Origin of the sequence: Salinicola salarius (assembly GCF_002179555.1) — a bacterium.
In the GTDB taxonomy this organism is placed as follows: Bacteria; Pseudomonadota; Gammaproteobacteria; order Pseudomonadales; family Halomonadaceae; genus Salinicola; species Salinicola salarius_A.
The window spans coordinates 66,133-80,650 of sequence record NZ_NHOU01000003.1; the positions used below are offsets into that span (position 1 = coordinate 66,133).

Here is a 14,518-nt window from a genome sequence, read left to right on the forward strand (position 1 = left end):
CGACGGGGGCCTTTCAGGAGTTCGCCCGCGCGCGTCCTAGAGAGCCTACAGCAACTCGAAGGCCAACACATAACCATTCAGCAAGATGATGACTGCCGCTAGGAGACATCCCAGGCCCGTGACCCAGGGGCGACTGGTCAGATTGCCCATCAGCCGGTGCTGGGCGGTGAAGTGGATCAGCGGGATCAGCGCGAAGGGAATCCCGAAGCTCAGCACCACCTGGCTGGCGACGAGAACCTGCTGCTCGGGGAACCCCAGCATGATCACCACGATCGCCGGCAGCATGGTCATCAGGCGCCGCAGCCACAGCGGGATGGTGAAGCCGACGAAGCCCTGCATCACCACCTGCCCCGCCAGGGTGCCGACGATCGACGAGGACAGCCCGGCCATCAGCAGCGTGAAGCCGAACAGGGTGCTCGCCAGCTCCTGGTTCATCAGCGGCGCCAGCAGTTGATAGCTCTGCTCGATCGTGGCGACGCCGGTACGCCCGTTGTCGAAGAAGACCGAGGCGGCCAGCGCCAGCATCGAAAGGTTGATGACGCCGGCGATTCCCATGCCGATGATCACGTCCCACCGGTAGTAGCGCATGGCGCGGCGACGCTGCTCGTCGGTATGGGTCGCGACGCGTCGCTGCGACAGCGACGAGTGAAGATAGATGACGTGCGGCATCACCGTCGCACCCAGGATGCCGGCGGCGAGAAATACCGCATAGCCATCCGGGAACTGGGGCAGCAGCAAGCCCTCGAGCGCCGGCGCGGCCTCGGGGCGTCCCATGATGATCTGGATGACGAATCCGGCGGCCACCGCCAGCAGCATGCTGCCGATGATGATCTCGAGCAGGCGAAAGCCGAAGCGCTGCATGTAGAGCGCCCCGTAGGTGATCGCCCCGGTCAGCAGCGCCCCTTCGAGCATCGACATGCCGAACAGCAGATTGAACGCCAGCGCGGCACCGAGAAATTCGGCCAGATCCGTTGCGATCGCCACCAGTTCGGCCTGGACCCAGTAGAACCAGACCAGCGGCCGCGGATAGCGCTCCCGAATCATCTCCGCCAGATTCTTGCCGGTTGCCAGCCCCAGCCGCACCGATAGCGTCTGGATCACCATCGCCATCAGATTGGCCCACAGCACGACCCACAGCAGCAAGTAGCCATAGCGCGAGCCGGCTTCGATATTGGTGGCGAAGTTGCCCGGATCGATATAGGCCACCGCCGCGATCATCGCCGGCCCGAAGAACGGCAGAAAGCGCGACAGCGTCGAACGACGCCGGGCAGCCGCTGGCGTCGTCAAGTGTTCGTCACGGGCTTGGGTCAAGGAGTTGGACACGATTGCCTCTGGAGATGGTCAACACGCCAAGGTGATGATCCCCTGGTTATCAAGTTAAACCTTGGTTGACAAAATATACCCCAGTTACCAACGACGCAACGGTGTCCCGTCATGAGTTATTTCAATCAGGACGATTGATTCCAATGGTTATCTCACCCAAGCCCGATGACCCTGCGTCGCGACAATGGGACCGGCCCAGGCGGCTTCCGGACGGAATCCTGGAGTCGCACGAAACCTAGCGCCATCGCAGAATCGGCCACCCCCGCGCCTCGGCGGTTGCCTGCAGACGCTCGTCCGGCTGCGTGGCATGCGGATGATCGACGAATTCGAGCAGCGGCAGATCGTTGAAGGAGTCACTGTAGCCCCAGGTCTCCCAGCCTGCGGCGAAGCCGGTATCGTGAGCCTCGAGCCACTGGGCAAACGCCTCGAGCTTGCCGCGCTGGTAGGTCTGGATGCCGGTCGGCTCGCCGGTGAAGCGATCGTCGGCGTCGAACTCGGGCAGCGAGGCGAGCGCACCATCGGCGCCGACGGCATGCGCGATGGGCTCGACCAGATGGTGCATCGAGGCGGAGATCACCAGCGTGGCGTGTCCATCCCGGCTGTGGGCCTGGAGCCGCTCCACCCCTTCCTGCATCAGGCGCGGACGCACCCTGGCATCGACGAACGCCTCGACCTGTTCACGCACGACCTGACGGGGGCGGCCGACCAGCGGCGCTAGCGTGAAACGCAGATGGTCGGTCATGTTCAGCGTACCGGCGTGGTACTGCCTGTCGTGCTCACGCATCTGCGCCAGCAGCGCCTCGCCATCCTCGACCCAGCCGCAATCGATGATCCACTCGAGCCACAGATGCGTGCAGTCGCCGTCGAGCAGCGTGTCGTCGAGATCGAAGATGGCGAGCGCGGATGGCTGGTGTGGTGAAGGGGGTTGTGACGTGGCCAAGCGGACTCCCTGTTCTATCGGCGGAATGAATCTCAAGCATACACGCTCCAGCCACCACGGTGACCCGAGGTCAGATCTCTTCCTGCGGCCTGGGGTCGGGCTTCGGGGTATTGAATCCCGCCATGGTCTTGAACGCCTCCATGATGTCCATCGGCAGCGGGAAGACGATGGTCGAGGCGTTCTTGTTGCTCATGTCGCTCATGGTCTGCAGATAGCGCAGCTGCAGCGCCGCCGGGTTGCGCGACATGATATCGGCTGCCTCGACCAGTTTCTCGGCCGCCTGCTGCTCGCCCTCGGCGTGGATCACCTTGGCCCGGCGTTCGCGTTCGGCCTCGGCCTGGCGGGCGATGGCGCGAATCATGCTCTCGTCGAGATCGACGTGCTTGATCTCGACGTTGGCCACCTTGATGCCCCACGCCTCCGTCTGGGCGTCGATGATCTCCTGGATGTCATCATTGAGCTTGTCCCGCTCGGAGAGCATCTCGTCGAGATCGTGCTTGCCCAGTACCGAACGCAGCGTGGTCTGGGCCAGCTGGCTGGTGGCATTGACGTAATTCTCGACCTGGATGATCGCCTTCTGCGGGTCGACGACGCGGAAGTACAGCACCGCGTTGACGCGAACGGTGACGTTATCCTGGGAAATGACGTCCTGCTCCGGCACGTCCATGGTGATGACGCGCAGGTCCACGACCTCCATTTTCTGCACTACCGGAATCAGGAAGAACAGCCCGGGTCCCTTGACGTCCTGGAATCGGCCCAGGAAAAACACCACGCCGCGACGGTACTCCGGCAGAATCCGGATCGAAGCCAGCAACAGCAGGATCAGCAGTACCACAGGTACCAGATAGGCGAACATCATTTCGTCTCCTCCATGGGAAAGCCGGCCGTCGTCTCTTCGGTTCGACCACGCGGTCGACCATGTGGTCAACGACGTGACCGGCTTCAGGATCGGGCTTACGTCGACGGGCGCTCGACGCCCGTGGGTTCCACGCTGACGGTCAAGCCGTCCAGCGCCATGACGCGCAGCTTGTCGCCTTTCCGGATAGGCCCCTTGCCACGCGCCTGCCAGCGCTCTCCGTGCAGCAGCACCTTGCCGCGTCCGGCGACAAAATCCCCCAGCGCCACGGCCTCGGCACCGATCAACTCTTCGCGACCGGTCAAGGGCATGCGTCGCCGTACCCCCATCAGGCGCATCACGCCCCACAGCAGGAAGCCGGCCGCTACCAGCGCCGTGCCGCCGATCAGCGGCCACGCCACGGCACTGTTGGCCTCGTCCATCAGCAGGATGGAACCGATCACGAACGCAGCGATACCGCCGGCACCGAGCGCGCCGAAGCTGGGCAGGAAGGCCTCGCCGACGATCATGGCCAACCCCAGCAGCACCAGTCCCAGGCCGGCCAGGTCGATCGACAGAACCTGAAAGGCAAACAGCCCCAGCATCAGGCTGATGCCGCCAATGACGCCCGGAACCAGCGTGCCGGGGCTGGCGAGTTCGAACACCAGCCCGTAGAAGCCGATCAACAGCAGGCCATAGGCCACGATTGGGTTGGCGATCAGCGACAGCAGCGACGTGCGCCAGTCCGGCGCTTCGCGGACGAGTTCGATATCCGCCGTCGAAAGCGTTCGAGTCCCGTCTTCCAGCTCGACCTGCCGGCCGTCCAGCTGTGCCATCAGGTCATCGAGATCCACGGCCACCACGTCGATGACATCGCGTTCCAGCGCCTCCTTCGCGCCGAGATTGGCCGCCTCGCGTACCGCCTGCTCGGCCCAGTCGGCGTTGCGGCCGTGACGCTCGGCGTAGCCACGAATCGTGGCCACGGCATCCTCGATCATCTTCTGGCGCATCGCCTGGCTGTTGGCGTCCTCGGGCGTCTCTCCGCCCAGGGTCACCGGCGTGGCCGAACCGAGATGGGTGCCGGGTGACATCGCCGCGATGGGGCTGGCGTAGAGCAGATAGGTGCCGGCGCTGGCTGCCCGCGCCCCGCTCGGAGTGACGTAGGTCGCGACCGGCACCCTGGCGGCGAGGATCGTCTGCGCCAGCCGGCGCATCGACTCGACCTGCCCACCGGGCGTGTCTAGCTCGACGACAAGGAGTTCGGCGTCCATCGACTCGGCGCGGCGAATGCCGCGTTCGACGTAATCCCGCGTCGCCGGGTTGATGCTGTCCTCGAGGGTAAGCACCAGCGCCCGTTCCGCGACCGGCGACTGGGCCAGCGCCGTCATTGCCAGGATGCCGCCCAACAAAAGGCAGACGAGCCAACAGGCGCAGCGCTGTCGGTGCGTCAAAAGTCTGCGAGAGTGGCCCATGGAATCGATCATACTCGCAGCGTAGCCAGTTTCCCGCGTTCGTGCCGTTGGATCGTCGTGCCGTTGGATCGTCGTGCCGTTGGATCGTCGCGCCGTCTCGACTCGCCTCCGGCGCTTATCCTCACGCCCGCTCGCGCTTGAGCATCACCTCAAACTGATCGGCTAGCGCTTCCAGGTCGGGCGCCATCATGTCGGGTGGATCGCCCCAGGGCTCGAACGGTGTCTTGGGGTTGCGCTGGACCCAGGCCGCGCGCAGGCCGGCGTAGCGCGCCCCGATGATGTCGAAGGGGTTGCTGGAGACCAGCCAGGTATTGTCGGCACGGCTATGCGTGCGCTGCCGCAAGTGGGCGTAGACGACCGCATCCGGCTTGAACCGCCGCACCTCCTCGACGCTGATGATGTCGTCGAACATCGCCATCATTCCGGCATTGTCGAACAGCAGCTCGACGCTCTGGCGGCTGCCGTTGGAGAACGCCACGCAGCGCACGCCCAACCCGCGAATACGTTCGAGCGCCGCCGGCACCTCCTCGAACGCCGGCAAGCGGCGGTAGGCGGCCATCAGGCTCTGCTTGAATTCCTCGCCGAACCGTGTGCCCCACTCCTGATCGAGCAGATCCAGGGCTTCCCGCTTGCACTGGGAAAAATCGGCGTAGGCGCCCATCAACCCGCGGCGAAAGGCGAACTCGAGTTGCTTGTCGCGCCAGCGGCCAGCGAAGACGTCGGCCTCGTCGCCGATACGGGAGCCGAGAAGGGAGACCACTCCCTGCGTATCCACCAGCGTCCCGTATACATCGAAGGCCAGTACCGGTGTTTGCATGTTAAATCCTTGGTCAAAGTGTTTCGTCCCGCGTTTTTTGTCACTATAAGCACACGGAACTGGGAAAAATCCGAATCAAATCATTGTTTTATTTTGTAATGACAGGGTGACAAACCATGCGCCTGGACTACGCAGGGCCCTTACCCGAACCCGTGGGGTTTCTTCTGGTCCCGCGCTTTTCGATGATGGCGTTCTTCTCGGCCGTGGAGCCGCTGCGAATCGCCAATAGGCTGGCCGGCCGCGCACTCTACCGGTGGCTGCTGATCAGCGAGGATGGCCAGCCGGTCACCGCCAGCAACGACATGACCCTGCTCGTCGATTGCGGCCTGGCCGACGCCCCTTCCCTGCCGACCCTGGCGGTGTGTGCCGGCTTCGAACCCGAGCGGGACCGCTCGCGCCGGCTCGGCCAGTGGCTGCATCGCCAGGCCAGCGAAGGCTGCCTGCTGGGCGGCATCGATACCGGCCCGCTGATCCTCGCCGAGGTCGGCCTGCTCGACGGTCATCGCCTGACGCTGCACTGGGAAAGCCTGCCCGCCTTTCGCGAACGCTTCCCGGGACTCGACGCGGTGGAGTCGCTGTTCGAAATCGGCGCCCGCCGCTTCACCTGTGCCGGCGGTGCCGCCGCCATGGACATGACGTTGAGCATGATCGCCAGTCGCCACGGCCAGGACCTGGCCGACGCTATCTCCGAACAGCTGATCCACGCCCGCCTGCGCCCGCGCCAGGACCATCAGCGCCTGCCGTTGGCGAAACGCCTGGGTACGCACCGCCGCCCGCTGGTCGATGCCGTCGCGCTGATGGAGCAGCATCTCGAGCAGCCACTGTCGATGACGGCGCTCAGCGAGCGCATCGGCCTGTCGCTGCGTCAGCTTCAGCGCCTGTTCCTCGAGGAGCTCGGCAAGCGCCCGCGGGATTACTATCTCGAACTGCGTCTGGACCGGGCCCGGCATCTGCTCGAGGAGACCGACCGCGACATCCTGAGCATCGGCCTGGCCTGCGGCTTCAGTTCGGCCTCGAGCTTCTCCCGCGCCTACCGCCAGCGCTACGCCCAGGCGCCGAGCGATGCCCGCCGCCCTGGCGCAGCACCGTCATCACCGACGAACGATCGCGGCCAATAACCTCAAGAAAATGGCGCTTTAGGTCAACCTCCTCCCCGAGGCATCCGCCACGCTGGTGTCAATCTCACCAGAAATCGTCGGAGCCTTCATGCCAGCCCAACCCGATTCCCCGTCTCCCTCCCCGGCGCTGCCCGCCACCCCGGATTTCGACGCCTGGCCGGTGGACGTAGCCATCGCTGCCGTCGACCACGACGCCCACACCCTGACGGTCATCTGGGAAGACGGCCGCCGGAGCCGCTATCACAGCATCTGGCTGCGCGAGAACGCCGCCGACGACAGCACCGTCAATCCGGCGACGCGGGAGCGCATCCTCGATCTTTCCCGGCTGGAGGCGTGGCCGACTCTTGAGCAGGCCCGACTGGAAGCCAACGGCGCCGTCACGCTGGCATTCCTGCCCGAGCAGCGCCAGCTGTCGTTCCATCCCGGCTGGCTGAGAGCCCACGATTACGCCAACCTCATCGAGCATGAGCCCGCATTGGTGCCGCGCACCCTGTGGCGGGGCGTGGATCGAGATGCCCCGATCACCCTCGACGCGGCCGGCTGGATGGCAGAAGACCACGATGCCATGAGCGTCGATCCCCTGCTGGAGCAGGCACTGGAGGCCGTGATCGGTGAAGGGCTGGTCCGGCTGCGCAACCTGCCCACCGAGCCGGGCAGCCTGGACGCCATTGCCCGGCGTATCGGGCCGCCGCGGCCGACCAATTTCGGCGCCCTGTTCGATGTCCGCGCCAAGCCGGATCCGGACTCCAACGCCTACACCTCGATCGCCCTGCCGCCGCATGTCGACCTGCCGACGCGGGAGTACCAGCCAGGCCTGCAGCTGTTGCACTGCCTTGAGAACGATACGGTGGGAGGAGAAGCGGTCATGATGGACGGCTTTGCCGTGGCCGAGGCGCTGCGCGATCGCCATCCGGATCACTTCGCGACGCTGACCCGGGTGCGCTGGTGCTATGCCAACACCGCCAGAACCAGCGACTACGTCTGGTTCGATCCGATGATCAAGCTCGACGCCAATGGCGAGTTCGACGAGGTGCGCATCGCCGACTTTCTGCGCGGCCCGTTGATGGCGCCGTTCGACGAGGTGGAGCCCGCCTACGCGGCGCTGATGGCGCTACAACGGTTGTTGCGCGAGCCCGAATTCGCGCTGCGCTTCAGCTACGCGCCCGGCGACTTGGTGATTTTCGACAACCGGCGTCTGCTCCACGCGCGAGACGCCTTCGATGTCAGCCAGGGCGGGAGCCGCTGGCTGCAGGGATGCTATCTGGAACGCGACGAAGCGCGCTCGCGTCTACGCATGTTGAAGCGCGCCAAACGCCGGGCGCGGCTGGAAGACGCCTGAGCCCGGAGGCCGACCAGTGCCTTGCGCAACGTAACGACCCAACACAAAAATGCAACGCAACAATGCAACGACCCCGCTGTTTTCAGCGGGGTCGTTGGTGTTTCAGACGGCCGGTGAGCCGATCAGCGTCGGATCCCGATTCTGCGGCCGGCGGCCTTCGGCCATTCGTCTCCGGCTTTCGGCAGTGCTTCGACGCGCGCGGCCACCGGCTCGGGGAACGGCGCCGGGCGGCCGCTGGCCACGTCGATCCCCATCAGCATCTGTTCGCTGGTCGCCAGCGTATCGTCATCGGCATTGGTCAGCGTGAACAGCACGTGCAGACGCTTGGCGTCGCTGTCCAGCAGCGTCAACGCCACCGCCAGCGCCTCGCCACGATGCGCTTCCTGGCGGTAGCAGAGATGCGTCTCGAGGGTGTAGATCGTGTAGCCGTGCTCGGCGCGACCGGCCTCGTCGAGCCCAACGCAATCCATCAGCGCCTCCACCGCCAGCGAGAAGACCCGGGCGTATTCGGCATCGTTCATATGGCCGTTGTAATCGACCCAGCCATCCTGCACCCGAGTCTTGAACAGCGGATCGTCCGGGATCGTGGTCATCAGATGTGCCTCGCTCATCGGATTCGTCTCGTTCATTAAATCCGCCCCTGGAGCCCTTCGGCTTCCGGCCAATATTTCTGGGTCAGCTCGAGCAGTTCGGTGAGAAACGCGTCACGGCGTGTCTCGAGCTCGGCAACGCTGCGTCCGGCGGCCTGATGCTCGCAGCCATCGGCCACCTTCTCGATCAGTTCCTCGGTCAGCTCGGGTGCTTCCAGCTTGGTCCACGGCAGTTTCAGCGCCGGCCCGAACTGGTGCAGCATGTGGCGCATGCCGCCATCGCCACCGGCCAGGTGGAAGGTGAGGAATGTCCCCATCAGCGACCAGCGCAGACCACAGCCGTAGACCACGGCCGCGTCGATCTCCTCGGTAGTGGCGACGCCGTCGTTGACCAGGTGCAGCGCCTCGCGCCACAGCGCTTCCATCAGCCGGTCGGCGACATGGCCTTCGATCTCGCGACGCACCACCAGCGGACGCATGCCCAGCGCGGCGTACTGCGCCTGAGCGCGCTCGATTACCACCGGCGCGGTATGCTCGCCACCGACCAGCTCAACCAACGGCAGCAGATAGACCGGGTTGAACGGGTGCGCCACGATCACGCGGCCCGGCGTCTTCTGGCAGGCGGACTGCAGGTCGCTCGGCTTGATGCCGGAGGTCGAGGAGCCGATCACCACGTCCGGCTCGGCCAGCGCGTCGAGCTGGCTCAGCACGTCGTGCTTGAGCGCCAGCCGCTCGGGCACGTTTTCCTGGATCAGCTCGGCGCCCTTCACCGCGGCTTCCAGCGAGTCGACGAAGGTCAGCGCCTGCGGATTGGCGTCATCGGCAAGCCCGAGTCGCTCGAGTGACGGCCAGGCACGCTCGACGAAGGCGCGAGTGCGCGCGGTGGCAGCGGGATCGGGGTCGAAGGCGGTCACACGGCAGCCGGCGGCCAGGGCGCGGGCGATCCAGCCGTTGCCGATCACCCCGGTGCCGATGACGGCGACGGTCTTGGGAAGCGTGGTAGCGTTCATCACATCTCTCGAAATCGGGTAGGGAAAAAGGTAGCAGCCGCCGGACGATGCCGACGGCCGGTTCCGTGGGCGCGAACCCAAGGGAGAATCAGCGGGGATCAGGGTTGGCGCAGCGCCAGCGACTCACGGGTCTGCTGCGGCGTCTGCACCTTGCCGCCGAGGTTTTCGACGATGGTCGCGGCACGCTCGACCAGCTGCGCGTTGGTGGCGAAGACGCCCTTGCTCAGATAGAGGTTGTCTTCCAGCCCGACACGCATGTGTCCGCCCATGATCATCGACTGCGCCGCCATGGGAAACTGCTGGCGGCCGATGCCGAACGCGGACCAGATCGCGTTCTCCGGCAGCTTGTTGCGCATCGCCAGCATGGTCTCGGTGTCCGCTTCGGCGCCCCAGGGAATGCCCAGGCAAAGCTGGAACAGCGGATCGCCATCGATCAGTCCTTCGTCGACGAGCTGCCGCGCGAACCAGACGTGGCCCAGGTCGAAGCACTCGAGTTCCGGCTTGACCCCGGCCTGCTGGATCAGACGCGCATGCTCGCGCAGCCAATCGGCGCTGTTGAGGTAGACCATGTCACCGAAGTTCAAGCTGCCGCAATCCAGCGTGCACAGCTCCGGCAACAGCTGGCCCACCGGCTCGTGGCGCTCGGCCGCTGTCTGCAGGTCGGTACCCTCGAGCCCGTGGATCACGCCGTCGCGGATCTCGGGGAACAGGTCGCCGCCGCCGCCGGCGGTGATGTTGATCACCGCGTCGACATCGGACTCGCGGATGCGCTCGACGACTTCACGGAAATGATCGGTGGAGTGGCTGACGCCGCCGGTTTCCGGATCGCGAACGTGCAGATGGACGATGCTGGCCCCGGCACGGGCGGCGTCCAGCGCACTGTCGGCGATCTGCTTCGGAGTGATCGGAAGATCCGGATGCTTGCCGGCAGTATCGCCGGCACCGGTGACAGCGCAGGTGAGGATGACGTCGCGATTCATGAAAGAGCCTCTCGGTCCGGCCCCGAGCCGATCACGGTACGGGGCAGTGTATGAGCGCACCAGCAGGTGCGTTGCGATGACACTCATTGTGGGTGCCGAACCGGCTCACCTGTTGTCATGAGACGTCGTGACGTTGACCGGAAGCGACAACCGATGACCCGTCACGACGAACGCTTGCCTCGCTGCGCCGTGGTTCGCGGCGACTCGCCGAACCGCGCCCGATAGACCCGGGAAAAATGCGCCGGCTGACCAAACCCCGCCGCCAGGGCAGCCTGGGTCACGCTGGTGCGGCTATCGGCCAGAATCTGCTGCGCCCGATCGAGCCGCAGCGACAGGTAGCGGCCTTTCGCGGTTTCGCCGCAATAGCGCTGGAACAGACGATTGAGCTGGCGCTGCGACTGTCCGATACGTCGGCAGATCTCGGGGATCGTCAACGGCTGGGCCAGGTTGGCCTCCATGATCGCCTCCGCCCGTCGCACGCTACGCGGGCGATAATCCGAGCCGGCGTTCAGACCGCCCTCCCCCTCGACGCGAGGGTCCAGCCGCGAATGCACCAGCTGGCGACTCAGCGCCGCGACGAGATTGGCGCCGTGTTCGCGCTCGATGAAGGCCATCATCAGATCGAGACTGGCCGCCCCGCCGCCGCCGGTCAGGCGCTGGCGATCGAAGCGATAGCGGGCATCGCTCAGTTTCAGCGCCGGGAACTCCTCCACGAACGCCGGGGCGCTCTCCCAGTGCAGCGCTACCTCGAAGCCGTCCAGCAGCCCGGCTCGAGCCAATATGAATGCCCCCGTCTCCAGCGCCGCCAGCAGTCCGCCGTGGGCCGCGACCTGACGTAACATCGCCCATTGCGACGGCGCCACGGTCGCCTCGGCTTCATAGGAGGCGACGACGAACAGGTTGTCGAAGATTGGCGCCTCCCCCAGCGCCGCATCGACATCGACGGTCACGCCGTTGCTGGCCGTCACCGGCCCGCCATCGTTGGAAAACAGCCGCCACGCGAACAGCGAACGCCCGAAGCGGTTGGCGACGCGCAGCGGCTCGAGCAGGCAGTAAAGCGTCAGCATCGAGAACTTGGGCAGCAACCAGAGATTGACCGTGACGTCCGCTTCCTCGGGCGAGAGCACGGGCGGCAGGTCGGGGCGGGGGTAGAGCCATTGTGGCGTCGAATGATCGGTCATGGCGAAAAGCGTCGCCGATAAGGCCAAAAAGATCAATTGATCCTAGACGCCACCTTCTAGGGTATCAGGACACTGACACACCGAGAGATGTCGCCATGGACGTTTTCGTCGAGATCATTCCGGGCACCCGGGCACGGCAGCTGAGAGTGGTCGAAGGGAATCGGGAGACGCGCTTCCACGCGCTGTGGCTGCGCGAGCGCGCCCCGAATGCCGAAACCCTCGACCCACGTACCGGCCAGCGCCTGATCGAAGCGGCCGCGCTGCCGCTGGATCTCTCGCTGCTAGAGGCAAGCTGCGATGGCGAGCGGATCGACCTGACGTTCAGCGACGGTCATCACGCCCGCTTCGACCTGAGAGACCTCCATCCCGCGCCACGATCCCACGTGGTACAGCAACGTTGGGATGCGTCTCTGGCGGAGCTCCCCAGCGCCGATTTCCGGCAGGCTCTCGACAGCGACGAGGCGCTGGCGGCGATGCTCGAGTCGCTCGAGCGCTACGGTTTCGTCAAGGTGAGCGGCGTCCCGTTGACGCTCGACGGCATGATGCCGCTGGTTGAGCGACTGGGGCCACTGCGCCGCACCAATTGGGGCGGCATCGCCGACGTCAAGTCGATCGCCGAAGCCTACGACCTGACCATGACCCAGCGCGGGCTCGAACCGCATACCGACAACCCCTATCGCGATCCGATTCCCGGCTATATCTGGCTGCACTGCCTGAGCAATGCCGACAGCGGCGGCGACAGCACGCTGGCGGACGGTTTCATGGCCGCCGAACGGCTCCGCCAGCAGGATCCCGCGGCCTTCGACTGCCTGACGCAGACATCGACCCGCTTCCGCTACGTCGACGACAGCGCGCATCTGGAGAGCGAAGGGCCGCTGATCGAGCTGGACAGCCGCGGCGAGGTGATCCGGGTGCGCTACAACAATCGTACCGAACGGATTCCGCTACTACCGCCCGAGCAACTGGAGCGCTATTACGCTGCCCGGCGCGCATTCTTCACGCTGATCACCGCACCGGAACTGACGCTGACGCCCAAGCTAGCGCCGGGCGAGATGCTGATCATGGACAACTACCGGCTGCTGCATGGACGGACGGCCTTCCGACTCAGCCAGGGAGTACGCCACCTGCGCCAGGGTTACGTCGACCGCGATACCACTGCCAGCCGGCGCCTGACCCTGCGTCGTCAGGCCGATGCCACTTCACACTCGCTGCAGGAGTCCGCATGAGCGCCACTTTTACTCGTTTCGACCATAGCCAGGCGGAAGACTGGCGCGAGATCGACGCCCAATTCCGCGACTATCGCGAAGGCGTCGTCGATCGCGTCGTCGCCCATCTGCTGCGGCTCGAGGGCGACACCCACGGCTACCCGGTCGACCGTTATACGCACTGCCTGCAGACCGCGACCCGAGCCGAGCGCGCCGGCGCCGACGAGGAGACCATCGTCTGCGCCCTGCTTCACGACATCGGCGACGATCTGGCGCCGGACAATCATGCCGAGATCGCGGCGGCGATTCTAGAGCCGTTCATCGAACCCTTGAATGTCTGGATGATTCGTCATCACGAGCTGTTCCAGGGTTATCATTACCGCCACTTCTACGGCCTGGATCGCCACGCTCGCGACGACTACCGCGACCATCCCGCCTATGAGCGTACGGTTCGCTTCTGCGACGAGTGGGATCAGGCGTCGTTCGATCCCGATTACGACACCTATCCGCTCGAGCACTTCCGCCCCCTGCTCGAGCGCGTTCTGGCGCGCCCGCCGTTCGAAGGCAACGGCTTGCCCAGCGTATCGACCGGTTGAACGCGAAAGTTCATCGGTCGACGCGCCTATCACGACAGTCAAAGCGCTCATCACAACAATCGAAGCGCCCATCACAACAAAGGAGTCACAATGACACTGCGTACCACGCTTCTGGCCGCCACGCTGCTGCCGCTATCGCTAATGACCGTATCGATGGCGGCTTTCGCCCAGAGCCCACAACAGGATGCGGCCGACAGCGTCAATTTCGTCGTCCCGCCATGGCCCGGCGTCACCGTCAAGACCGAGGTGTTCAGCCAGCTGATCGCCCCGCTCGGCTACGACAGCGAGACGCAGGAGGTCAGCAGCACCGTCGGCTACCAGACCCTGCAGACCGGCGACAGCGACGTCTTCCTGGCCGGCTGGATACCCGCCCAGCAGGAGAGCCACGACCAAGCGATGGCCAGCGGCAAGATCATGGATCTCGGCAACAACGTCACCGGGGCGCAGATGGGCTTCGCGGTGCCGGGCTACGTCTACGACGCCGGCATCCACAGCGCCGAGGATCTGGACGCGCATCGCGACCGATTCGGCGGGCGCTTCTACTCGATCGAATCCGGCTCGACCGTGAGTACCTTCATTCATGACGCCGAGGACAACGACACCTACGGCCTGGGGGATTGGCAGATTCTCGACTCTTCGACGCCGGGCATGCTGTCGGAAGTGAAGGCAGCCTTCAACGACGAGCGCTGGATCGTCTGGTACGGGTGGACCCCGCACTGGATGGCCCCGGCCTACGACATGCGCATCCTCGACGATCCGCAGTCGGTCTACGGACCGGACAACGGCAGGAGCGACGTGCGCACCATCGTCAACAAGGCGTTCGCCGAGGCCAACCCGAACTTGCTCGCCCTGCTCGAGCAGTTCACGCTGACGGCGGACGAACAGAGCGAATTCATCGACGGCTACGGCCGCCAGGAGCTTCCGGCCGAGCAGGTCGCCCGCACCTGGTTGCAGGACCATCCCGAGCGGGTCGCCACGTTCCTCGACGGCATCACCACCCGCGCCGGCAAGCCGGCGCTGGAAGCGGTGAAGGCCAGCCTCGACTGATCCTCTCCTGACAACGCACGAATCCCGCCAGGTGGCGGGATTCGTGGCTTGGTATCGGAATGACG

Annotated in this window: 14 protein-coding genes; 5 read left to right on the forward strand and 9 right to left on the reverse strand. The window is 65.3% G+C overall.

From position 1 onward, the window contains the following. Nucleotides 1–45 precede the first annotated feature (45 nt). The 5 genes from CCD76_RS03550 to CCD76_RS03570 form a co-directional block, all read right to left on the reverse strand. A complete protein-coding gene (locus CCD76_RS03550) occupies nucleotides 46–1,323 on the reverse strand; it encodes an Nramp family divalent metal transporter (protein ID WP_256961080.1) in 1,278 nt (425 codons plus the stop codon). 235 nt (nucleotides 1,324–1,558) lie between these two features. Continuing rightward, nucleotides 1,559–2,263: an HAD family hydrolase gene (locus tag CCD76_RS03555; RefSeq protein WP_179208829.1), complete on the reverse strand. Its 705-nt coding sequence runs from the start codon at nucleotides 2,261–2,263 to the stop codon at nucleotides 1,559–1,561. A 70-nt stretch (nucleotides 2,264–2,333) separates the two neighbouring features. Further along, nucleotides 2,334–3,122 (reverse strand): slipin family protein, encoded by a 789-nt coding sequence (locus CCD76_RS03560; RefSeq protein ID WP_087718176.1) that lies wholly within the window; start codon nucleotides 3,120–3,122, stop codon nucleotides 2,334–2,336. Nucleotides 3,123–3,217: 95 nt separating this feature from the next. After that, on the reverse strand, nucleotides 3,218–4,570 hold the full coding sequence (locus CCD76_RS03565; RefSeq protein ID WP_179208830.1) for an NfeD family protein: 1,353 nt from the start codon (nucleotides 4,568–4,570) through the stop codon (nucleotides 3,218–3,220). Nucleotides 4,571–4,691: 121 nt separating this feature from the next. After that, entirely contained in the window at nucleotides 4,692–5,387 is a 696-nt protein-coding gene (locus tag CCD76_RS03570) for a haloacid dehalogenase type II (RefSeq protein ID WP_087718178.1), read from the reverse strand. Nucleotides 5,388–5,503: 116 nt separating this feature from the next. Between CCD76_RS03570 and CCD76_RS03575 the strand changes: the two genes are divergently transcribed. Both CCD76_RS03575 and CCD76_RS03580 read left to right on the forward strand, forming a co-directional pair. Continuing rightward, nucleotides 5,504–6,505: a GlxA family transcriptional regulator gene (locus CCD76_RS03575; protein ID WP_087718179.1), complete on the forward strand. Its 1,002-nt coding sequence runs from the start codon at nucleotides 5,504–5,506 to the stop codon at nucleotides 6,503–6,505. An 88-nt stretch (nucleotides 6,506–6,593) separates the two neighbouring features. Beyond that, nucleotides 6,594–7,844, forward strand: coding sequence for a TauD/TfdA family dioxygenase (locus CCD76_RS03580; protein WP_087718180.1), 1,251 nt, complete (start codon nucleotides 6,594–6,596; stop codon nucleotides 7,842–7,844). A 122-nt stretch (nucleotides 7,845–7,966) separates the two neighbouring features. Here the strand turns inward: CCD76_RS03580 and CCD76_RS03585 are convergent, their stop codons facing one another. The 4 genes from CCD76_RS03585 to CCD76_RS03600 all read right to left on the reverse strand — a co-directional run bounded on the left by CCD76_RS03585 (nucleotide 7,967) and on the right by CCD76_RS03600 (nucleotide 11,605). After that, the gene (locus CCD76_RS03585; RefSeq protein ID WP_256961082.1) at nucleotides 7,967–8,455 is read right to left on the reverse strand and encodes a thioesterase family protein; all 489 of its coding nucleotides are present in this window, start codon (nucleotides 8,453–8,455) and stop codon (nucleotides 7,967–7,969) included. 17 nt (nucleotides 8,456–8,472) lie between these two features. Further along, entirely contained in the window at nucleotides 8,473–9,444 is a 972-nt protein-coding gene (locus CCD76_RS03590) for an L-carnitine dehydrogenase (protein ID WP_087718181.1), read from the reverse strand. A gap of 98 nt (nucleotides 9,445–9,542) precedes the next feature. Continuing rightward, complete coding sequence (locus CCD76_RS03595; protein WP_087718182.1) at nucleotides 9,543–10,424, reverse strand: 3-keto-5-aminohexanoate cleavage protein; 882 nt, start codon at nucleotides 10,422–10,424, stop codon at nucleotides 9,543–9,545. Between the two features lie 161 nt (nucleotides 10,425–10,585). Continuing rightward, a complete protein-coding gene (locus tag CCD76_RS03600) occupies nucleotides 10,586–11,605 on the reverse strand; it encodes a GlxA family transcriptional regulator (RefSeq protein WP_087718328.1) in 1,020 nt (339 codons plus the stop codon). A gap of 95 nt (nucleotides 11,606–11,700) precedes the next feature. Here CCD76_RS03600 and tmpA point away from each other — a divergent pair, with 95 nt between their 5' ends. From tmpA to CCD76_RS03615, 3 genes are all read left to right on the forward strand, one after another. Continuing rightward, entirely contained in the window at nucleotides 11,701–12,831 is a 1,131-nt protein-coding gene (gene tmpA / locus CCD76_RS03605) for a 2-trimethylaminoethylphosphonate dioxygenase (RefSeq protein WP_087718183.1), read from the forward strand. Next, entirely contained in the window at nucleotides 12,828–13,406 is a 579-nt protein-coding gene (locus CCD76_RS03610) for an HD domain-containing protein (RefSeq protein WP_087718184.1), read from the forward strand. The genes tmpA and CCD76_RS03610 overlap by 4 nt, the downstream gene beginning before the upstream one ends. A gap of 90 nt (nucleotides 13,407–13,496) precedes the next feature. Next, a complete protein-coding gene (locus CCD76_RS03615) occupies nucleotides 13,497–14,453 on the forward strand; it encodes an ABC transporter substrate-binding protein (RefSeq protein WP_256961084.1) in 957 nt (318 codons plus the stop codon). The last annotated feature ends 65 nt before the right edge of the window (nucleotides 14,454–14,518 follow it).